The following is a 7,361-nucleotide window of genomic DNA, read 5'->3' on the forward strand; positions in this document are numbered from 1 at the left end:
CCCAATCCAGTGAGCCAAATTTAAGAGAGAAAATCCGGATTTCACTTACCAGAAGACCGCTCATGAGCAGCGTTAAACCCAAAAGCAGTAATGTAGAATTGATCAATGCGGGGTAATCTCTCTGAATAAAAGGAAGTGAAACGATAAATAAAGTATTCATAGGTGTGTTTAAACCAATGAAATCTTCCGTTTGTCTGGTATCTATATTGAATTTTGCTAACCTGAGCGCAGAAAAAATAGTGATGATGAAACCAAAATAAGGCAAATACGGCGAGGAGTAGTCGCTCTGGGATAAAAGCTGGAACATGACCACTCCTGGAAGAAAACCAAAACTCACCATATCAGCCAGTGAGTCCAGTTCCTTACCAATATTTGATTTTACATGCAGCAACCTGGCCGAAAATCCATCAAAGAAATCAAAAATCCCAGACATTAAGACCGCATAGGCTGTAATATTAAACTCGCCCTTAAAAGCAAAAACAATCCCAATACATCCGGAAAGAAGATTCGCGCAGGTTAACGCATTAGGAATGTGTTTCTTCATTATCTAGCTATTCATAGATATTAAAAACTCTTCATTAGATTTTGTGCCTTTTATTTGTGCCTGTACAAATTCCATAGCTTCCTGAGAGTTCATGTCCGCCAAATGGTTTCTTAAGATCCATACACGCTGTAGAGTATCTCTGTCATGTAACAGATCATCTCTTCTGGTGCTTGAGGCTGTAATATCAATTGCAGGGAATATACGTTTGTTCGATAATTTACGATCCAATTGTAGTTCCATATTACCTGTACCTTTAAATTCTTCAAAGATCACTTCATCCATTTTTGAACCAGTATCCGTTAAAGCTGTTGCAAGTATCGTTAATGAACCACCCTTCTCTATATTACGTGCTGCACCAAAGAAGCGTTTTGGCTTATGTAGAGCATTAGCATCTACACCCCCAGAAAGAATCTTTCCTGAAGCAGGGGCTGTTGTATTGTATGCTCTCGCTAAACGGGTAATTGAATCCAGAAGGATAACTACATCGTGACCACATTCTACCAATCGTTTAGCTTTGTCTAAAACAATGTTAGCGATTTTAACGTGTCTTTCTGCAGGTTCATCAAAAGTAGAAGCAATAACTTCTGCTCTTACACTTCTGGCCATATCTGTAACCTCTTCAGGTCGTTCATCAATCAAAAGAATGATCAGATAAACTTCAGGGTGATTTTTCGCAATCGCGTTGGCTACTTCTTTCAGCAAATTGGTTTTACCCGTTTTGGGCTGTGCCACAATTAAACCGCGCTGACCTTTACCAATTGGGGTAAACAAGTCTATGATACGCGTGGAGTAATTATTGGTTTCTGTAAACAGATTTAATCTTTCTGTAGGAAATAGCGGTGTCAGGTAATCAAAAGGAACACGATCTCTTACGTCTGCCGGTAAACGACCGTTAATCGTTTCTACTTTAACCAATGGAAAATATTTCTCACCTTCTTTAGGAGGGCGGATACTTCCGTTCACTGTATCTCCTGTCTTCAGTCCAAATAATTTGATCTGGGACTGGGATACATAAATATCATCGGGCGAAGACAGGTAGTTATAATCAGCCGATCTCAGAAAGCCATAGCCGTCAGGCATAATTTCAAGAACCCCTTCGTTGGTAATGGTATTATCGAAATCCAGATTCGAGTAGCTGTTTTCGTTCTGAGGTTGCTTATTGTTATTTCCGTTATTGTTCCCGCTATTGCCATTGTTGGCATTTGGGTTTTTAGGTCTGTTCTCAGGTTTATTCCTCTTCTGATCCGGATTGTTTTGTACAGGAGCAGGGGCCGGAGTTGGTGCTTCAGTTACTTTTTTATTCTCAGCAGCCTGTACAACAGGTGAAGTTGTTTTTACTGCCGGCTCTTCTGCAGGCACTTCAGGAAGGCTTTCCAGCGGCTCTGCCGAGGGGGTGTCAAATAACGTTGCCTTATTTGGAGCTGCTGTATCTTTCTCATCCTTCGCTGGAATGCGTGTGCGTTTTCTTACAGGTTTATCACCTGTTGGTGCAGCTTTAGTTAATTTAGGTTTAGCAACTTTTTCCAGAACAGTTTCTGTTCCGGGTGAGAGTGTTGCAGTGTCCTGGTTCGTAATTTGAGCCATGATCTCTACCAGTTCGGCTTTACGTAACTCATCAGCATTTAGGATGCCCTGAGCTTTTGCCAGCTCACGCAATTCAGCAGTGAGTTTTTCATTTAATTCTGTTTTGTTAAACATTTATGTAGTATGTAGCGAATTTTTGTTAAAAGTAATTATCAACTGAGCAAAGCAAAAAATGCAAGAGTAAGTGTTATTTTGAAACAAAACGTTTGAGATTTTCTGGAATGGTCAGATAACTTTTAGAGAATTATGTTGCAATTGTATGTATTTGTAAATTAATCTCCAAGAAAAAAAGGAAAATCTTAGAAATAAATTACAAGAAAGTTTAAAAATCCCTTCTCGATACCTGTTTAAAATTAACATATTTGCACAAATTTTACCAGATGAACAAAACCCAGCTATTTGAAGAAATCCAGAAAAAACGGTCTTTTTTATGTGTAGGCCTCGATACCGTACTTGAACAAGTTCCAGAACATCTGCTTAAGTATAAAGACCCGGTACTGGAATTTAACAAACAGATCATTGACGCAACACAAGATCTTTGTGTGGCTTATAAACCCAATACTGCATTTTATGAGGCCCGGGGTTTAAGCGGCTGGGAAAGTTTAATAGAGACCTGGAAATATGTTCCGAAAAATATTTTCACCATTGCTGACGCAAAACGGGGAGACATTGGAAATACATCAGCAATGTATGCTGATGCTTTTTTTAACGCGGAGAAATCAGGAATGAGCTTCGATTCAATTACTGTTGCTCCTTATATGGGTAAAGATTCAGTAAGCCCTTTTCTGGAATATCAGGACAAATGGGTGATCTTACTGGCATTAACTTCGAATCCATCTCATAGTGACTTCCAGACCCAGCAAGTACCTGAGGGTAAATTATACGAAGAAGTGATTCGGATTTCTTCACAATGGGCAAATGCAGAACAGTTGATGTATGTGGTTGGTGCGACCAGAGGAAAAGAATTTGAAAATATCAGAAGACTTGCTCCAGATAACTTTTTACTGGTTCCCGGAGTCGGTGCACAAGGTGGAAGCTTGTCGGATGTTTGTGAGTTTGGGTTAAATTCCACTTGTGGGCTACTTGTTAATTCCTCCCGAGGAATTATATATGCGGGTAAGGGCCTGGACTTTGCAGAAAAAGCAAGGGAGGAAGCAAAGAAACTTCAACGCGAAATGGAAGATATCCTGGTGAAGGCCGGATTGGTATAAGCTACAGAAGTTTATAAAATATTTTGATTCAATACCGATTCCTGGTTTTTATACGTTTTTGATTAAATAATAGTGCTCGCAATCAAAAAAAATGTCTAAATTGTATGACCAGAATAAAAACTAAAGGAATTGACATGTTTCAGCGAGTGGTTACTTTTTTTGAAAAGCAAAGTTTTGGCGTATGTACTTACCTTGCCGATAAACTGAATATATCCATCAGCAAGATCAGATTGTTCTTTATCTACTCCTCTTTTCTGGCGGTAGGTTTTCCAATTATCTTTTATGTGCTTGCCGCTTTGGTGCTGGATGTAAGACATTATATCAAAAAAATAAGACTCAGAATCTGGGATGTATAAAATCTCTAACAGATCAGTAATGTTCAAATATATTATAGATGTACTTGCAATCCTCAATACATACAATTTTTATATTTTATATTTGCTGGTGATTAATACGAATAAAGTAAAATGGCGCTAAGGGGAAACCAATTTAAATCTAATTCATTCAAGAACGAATCCGCGGAAAAACAAGGAGCAAGGTCGGCCAAACCGGAAAGAGAGCGATTCCAGACAAGAATGCCCAGCTTTGATTTTCATAATGAACGTGTCATTAAAATTCTGGGATTATTTTTTGTAATCCTGTCTTTATATTTTCTTATCGCGTTTACTTCCTACCTGTTTACATGGCAGGACGATTACAGCTATGTGATTGATGCGAATGGTGGGTGGCACAATTTATTTAAAACTTTTGATGAGCTCAAAGCCATGAACGTGACCCCGGTTGTACAAAACTGGTTGGGTAAGTTTGGAGCATTATTGTCTCATCAGTTTATTTATGAGTGGTTTGGATTGGCTTCTTTCCTGTTCATTTTTGTGTTTTTTGTCATTGGATACCGCCTGCTGTTTAAAGTTCGGATTTTCCCAATGGAGAAAACTCTTGGATACAGCTTGTTTTTCCTGTTGTTTACCTCTTTAACACTGGGTTTTGCTCATTCTTTTATGGGAGAAGCCCCTCATTACATTGAGGGTGAGTTTGGTTATTGGACCAATAAATTACTGGTTGCACAGATTGGTGTGGCAGGGGTAGGTGGTTTGGTTGCTTTCCTGGCCTTAACCATTCTTATTATTGCCTATAATATTGACTTTAAGCTACCGGAACGAAAGAAGGACATTGTTCCTGAAGTTCCGGACCATGTCGAGCTTGATAATGAGATCAAATCTGAGCCCGTTGAATTCCCGGTAAGAGACCGTTTTCCAAGTCAGCGAAAACAAGAACAAAATATTGTACAAAACCCAAACAGGTTTGAAGAAAGAAAGGCTGAGGAACCAGAAGAAATTATTCCAGTATCCTTGCCGGTATCTAATACACCAATTGTACTTTCACCAAGTCCGTCTACACCACCCCCTTCCGCTATACAGCCCAATAAATTATTTGAAATGGAAGTGGTGGCAGAAGCGCCTAAAGCTGAGCCGGAGCTTACTATAGAGAAAACAGAAGAGGAAAAAAAATCCGAAGAATTGGTGGAGCAGTTTGGTAACTATGATCCTACACTTGATCTGGCCAGTTATAAGTATCCGCATCTGGACTTGCTGGAAAACTATGGTTCCAATAAGATCTCGGTTAATGCAGAAGAGCTGGAGGCGAATAAGAACAAGATTGTAGAAACGCTGAACCATTATAATATCGAGATTGATAAGATTAAGGCGACCATTGGTCCAACTGTAACGCTCTATGAAATTATACCTGCTCCGGGTGTAAGGATTTCGAAAATTAAAAATCTGGAAGATGACATCGCCTTAAGCCTCGCTGCCTTAGGCATACGTATTATTGCCCCTATGCCAGGAAAAGGAACTATTGGTATTGAAGTGCCAAATATGCATCCTGAAATGGTTTCTATGAGAAGTATCCTGGCTACAGAAAAGTTCCAGCAAACTACAATGGACCTGCCGATAGCAATGGGTAAAACTATTTCCAATGAGGTATATATAGGCGATTTGTCTAAAATGCCGCACTTGCTTGTTGCTGGGGCGACTGGTCAGGGTAAATCTGTAGGGATCAATTCCATTCTGGTGTCTCTTTTATATAAAAAGCACCCTTCACAGCTTAAGTTTGTGCTGGTTGACCCTAAGAAAGTGGAGTTAACCTTATTTAACAAGATAGAGCGGCACTTTTTGGCTAAACTTCCAGGGGAAGCTGATGCAATTATTACAGACACTAAAAAAGTAATTAATACGCTTAATTCTCTCTGTATCGAAATGGATCAGCGGTATGACCTGTTGAAAGATGCTCAGGTTAGAAATTTGAAAGAGTATAATGAGAAATTTATTAAGCGTAAGTTAAATCCCAATAACCTCCATAGATTCCTGCCATACATCGTGTTGATTGTGGATGAGTTTGCAGATTTGATGATGACGGCAGGTAAAGAAGTAGAAACTCCGATTGCCAGATTGGCACAACTTGCTAGAGCGGTGGGAATCCATCTGGTTCTGGCCACACAGCGTCCGTCAGTGAATATTATAACCGGTACCATTAAAGCCAACTTCCCGGCAAGACTGGCCTTTAGAGTACTTTCTAAAATTGACTCACGTACCATTCTGGATAGTGGGGGCGCAGATCAGCTGATTGGTAGAGGGGATATGCTTCTTTCAACAGGAAACGATCTGATCAGGCTTCAATGTGCTTTTGTGGATACACCAGAGGTAGACCGAATTTCTGAATTCATCGGTAATCAGAGAGGTTATCCCGAGGCTTATCAATTGCCGGAATATGTAGATGAAGCCGCTGAAAACGCTAAAATGGATTTTGATGCTTCAGATCGAGACTCTATGTTTGAAGATGCTGCCAGATTAATTGTTATGCATCAGCAAGGTTCTACTTCTTTGATCCAACGCAAATTGAAACTTGGTTACAACCGGGCTGGCCGGATCATAGATCAGCTTGAAGCAGCAGGTGTTGTTGGGCCGTTTGAAGGAAGTAAAGCCAGGGAGGTATTAATTCCTGATGAGTATGCTTTGGAACAATTCTTGAATAACTTAAACGATTAGTTCATCAGGTAGTTCAAAGCCTGTAAAAATTTTTTTTATGAGAAAGATAACAGTCCTGTTGTTCATGTTAATTGCAGGGATTTATATCCCCGGACAGGCACAACCAGAAGCAAAGGCCAAATCTATTTTAGCAGAAGTAAGCAAGAAATACAGATCCTATGACGTGGTAAAGGCAGAGTTTGTTTTTACCATAGATAATCCTGAAGCTAAAGTAAAAGAAAGCCAAAAAGGCACATTGTACGTCAAGGCCAATGCAAATAAATATAAAATGAGCATGGACGATAAAGATCTGATCAGTGACGGTAAAAGCCAGTGGAGTTACCTTAAAGCAGATAAAGAGGTACAAGTTTCTAATGTAGATAATGGTAGCGATGCCCTAAATCCAGCCCGAATTTTTACCATGTACGAAAAAGGATTTAAGTCTATCTATACTGGCGAAAGTAAATCTGCAGGGAAGGTTTATCAAATGGTTGACCTGGCACCAAACGATATTAAAAAGCCCTATTTTAAGGTGAGGCTAAGTATAGATAAAATTGCTAAACAGATCTCTGGTGTGGTAATTTTTGATAAGAACGGAAATAAATATACTTATAACGTTAAATCCTTTGTGCCGAATGTCAAAGTGCCTGAAAGCACCTTTATTTTTGATGCAAAAAAATATCCTGGTGTAGAGTTAGTTGATTTGAGGTAATGAAGGTAACGTTTTTAGGAACAGGTACCTCACAGGGAATTCCGGTCATTAGTTGTGGCTGTGAAGTTTGCCTATCTGATGACTATAGGGATAAACGCCTCAGAACTTCTGTTCTTCTAGAAACAGAAGATAAAACTATTGTTATTGACAGTGGTCCCGATTTTCGTTATCAAATGCTCCGGGCCGGCGTTAAGGATCTCGATGCGATCATTTATACACATGAGCATAAGGATCATATTGCAGGCTTGGATGATATCAGACCCTTTAACTACCTGTTGAAAAAGAAT

At 39.5% G+C, this 7,361-nt stretch carries 7 protein-coding genes; 5 read left to right on the forward strand and 2 right to left on the reverse strand.

Features of this window, described 5'->3' with window-relative positions:
- On the reverse strand, positions 1 to 544 hold a 544-nt coding region (gene pssA, locus VNZ46_RS14170; protein WP_325560741.1), incomplete at its 3' end, for a CDP-diacylglycerol--serine O-phosphatidyltransferase.
- A 3-nt stretch (positions 545 to 547) separates the two neighbouring features.
- Positions 548 to 2,242: a transcription termination factor Rho gene (gene rho, locus VNZ46_RS14175; protein ID WP_325560742.1), complete on the reverse strand. Its 1,695-nt coding sequence runs from the start codon at positions 2,240 to 2,242 to the stop codon at positions 548 to 550.
- Positions 2,243 to 2,508: 266 nt separating this feature from the next.
- Here rho and pyrF point away from each other — a divergent pair, with 266 nt between their 5' ends.
- The 5 genes from pyrF to VNZ46_RS14200 all read left to right on the forward strand — a co-directional run.
- Positions 2,509 to 3,339 carry an orotidine-5'-phosphate decarboxylase gene (gene pyrF, locus VNZ46_RS14180; RefSeq protein WP_325560743.1) on the forward strand — a complete coding sequence of 277 codons (831 nt, stop codon included), beginning with the start codon at positions 2,509 to 2,511 and terminating at the stop codon, positions 3,337 to 3,339.
- A gap of 134 nt (positions 3,340 to 3,473) precedes the next feature.
- Entirely contained in the window at positions 3,474 to 3,695 is a 222-nt protein-coding gene (locus VNZ46_RS14185) for a PspC domain-containing protein (protein WP_108553784.1), read from the forward strand.
- Between the two features lie 111 nt (positions 3,696 to 3,806).
- The gene (locus VNZ46_RS14190; RefSeq protein ID WP_325560744.1) at positions 3,807 to 6,383 is read left to right on the forward strand and encodes an FtsK/SpoIIIE family DNA translocase; all 2,577 of its coding nucleotides are present in this window, start codon (positions 3,807 to 3,809) and stop codon (positions 6,381 to 6,383) included.
- Positions 6,384 to 6,420: 37 nt separating this feature from the next.
- Positions 6,421 to 7,074 carry an outer membrane lipoprotein carrier protein LolA gene (locus VNZ46_RS14195; RefSeq protein ID WP_325560745.1) on the forward strand — a complete coding sequence of 218 codons (654 nt, stop codon included), beginning with the start codon at positions 6,421 to 6,423 and terminating at the stop codon, positions 7,072 to 7,074.
- Positions 7,074 to 7,361: MBL fold metallo-hydrolase (locus VNZ46_RS14200; protein WP_325560746.1), on the forward strand; the 288-nt coding region annotated here is incomplete at its 3' end. The genes VNZ46_RS14195 and VNZ46_RS14200, both read left to right, overlap by 1 nt.

The organism is Pedobacter sp., assembly GCF_035566355.1.
Classification (GTDB): domain Bacteria; phylum Bacteroidota; class Bacteroidia; order Sphingobacteriales; family Sphingobacteriaceae; genus Pedobacter.